1 protein-coding gene is annotated in these 1,550 nt (G+C 71.7%); it reads right to left on the bottom strand.

Going from position 1 to position 1,550, the window contains the following annotated elements; all coding sequences use genetic code 11:
• The coding region (locus tag AWW66_RS32135) for a non-ribosomal peptide synthetase (protein ID WP_157528323.1) at window positions 1–1,550 on the bottom strand (1,550 nt) is incomplete at both ends.

Here is a 1,550-nt window from a genome sequence, read left to right as displayed (position 1 = left end):
GGCGGTCGGCGATGGTGGTGAGGGCGGCGGCGAGGGCGGACACCACCAACGGCCCCCGAATGCGATAGGCCAGCGGAAGGTTGTAGGCGATCATGCCGGGCTGGAGCTGGTCCAGGAACCACAACCGGCGTTGCCCGAACGACGGCGCCCACCGTTCACCCCGCGCCACCGGCGCCAACCCGTGCCACAGCAACTCCTCCGGCCGGCCGTCGGCGGCGTCGGCCGACCGACCGGTGAGGGCGGCGGCGAGGTCCGCCACGGTCCGGTTCTCGAAGACCGTCCGCAGTGGCATCTCCACCCGCAGCGCGTCCCGGACCCGACCGGCCACCCGCGCCGCCAGCAGGGAGTGCCCGCCGAGTTCGAAGAAGTCCTCGTGGATTCCGACGGCCGGCACCCCGAGCGCCTCGGCCCAGATGGCCGCGAGGGTTCTCTCCTCGTCCGTCCGCCCGGGAACGCGCTCCACAACGTCGTCGACGTCGGCCGGTGCGGGCAGGGCCCGGCGGTCGACCTTGCCGGTCGCGGTGAGCGGCACGGCCGCCAACTCGACCACGTGGCTCGGCACCATGTACTCCGGCAGTGCGCCACGCAGGAAGGCACGCAGCGCGGAACCGGACGGCAGCCGTTGAGCGGTCGGGACGGCGTACGCCACGAGCCGGTCGTCCCCGGCCGGATTCCGGTCCGCGACCACCAACGCCTCGGCCACGTCCGGATGACGCAGTAGGGCGGCTTCGATCTCTCCGGGTTCGATGCGGTATCCGCGGATCTTGATCTGTCGGTCGGTGCGGCCGAGGAATTCGAGGGTGCCGTCGGGGCGCCAGCGGGCGAGGTCGCCGGTGCGGTAGAGGCGTTGTCCGGGTTCGGTGGCGAACGGGTCGGGGAGGAACCGGTCGGCGGTCAGGTCGGGACGACCGACGTAGCCCCGGGCCAGACAGTCCCCGGCCACGTGGATCTCGCCGGCCGCGCCGGACGGCACCGGCTGGAGATACCCGTCGAGCAGGTAGATCCGGGTGTTGGCGATCGGCGTGCCGATGCTCGGGAACTCCGGCCAACCGGTGGGGTCACCGGTCAGCCGCCCCGCGCTGATCACGTGGGCCTCGGTCGGGCCGTACTGGTTGTCCACGACGAGGCCGTCGCCGACGGCTGCCATCTCGCGGATCTCCGCGGTGATCTGCAACTGCTCACCGGCGGGCGCCACCTCGGCCAGTGCCAGCTCGCGGCGGGAGCGGGAGAGCGCCAGCGCGATCTGCGCCAGGACGGCCGGTGGGCAGTGCAGCCGCCGGACCCGTTCCCGGGCGATGAGGTCGACCAACTGCTCCGGGTCCCGGCGCTGTTCGTCGCTGACGAGCACCAGGGAGCTGCCGCTGAGCCAGGCGGTGAACATCTCCTGGAAGGAGATGTCGAAGAAGATCGACGAGAACTGCAGGACCGGTCCGGTGACCGGGCTGCGTTCGAGCTGCCAGTCGAGCAGGTTCACCAGCGGGCCGTGTGGCATCGCCACGCCTTTGGGTTGTCCGGTGGAGCCGGAGGTGTAGATGACGTAGGCGAGGTTG

The organism is Micromonospora rosaria (genome assembly GCF_001567585.1).
Lineage (GTDB): Bacteria > Actinomycetota > Actinomycetes > Mycobacteriales > Micromonosporaceae > Micromonospora > Micromonospora rosaria.
This window is presented reverse-complemented; position numbering and strand designations above follow the sequence as displayed.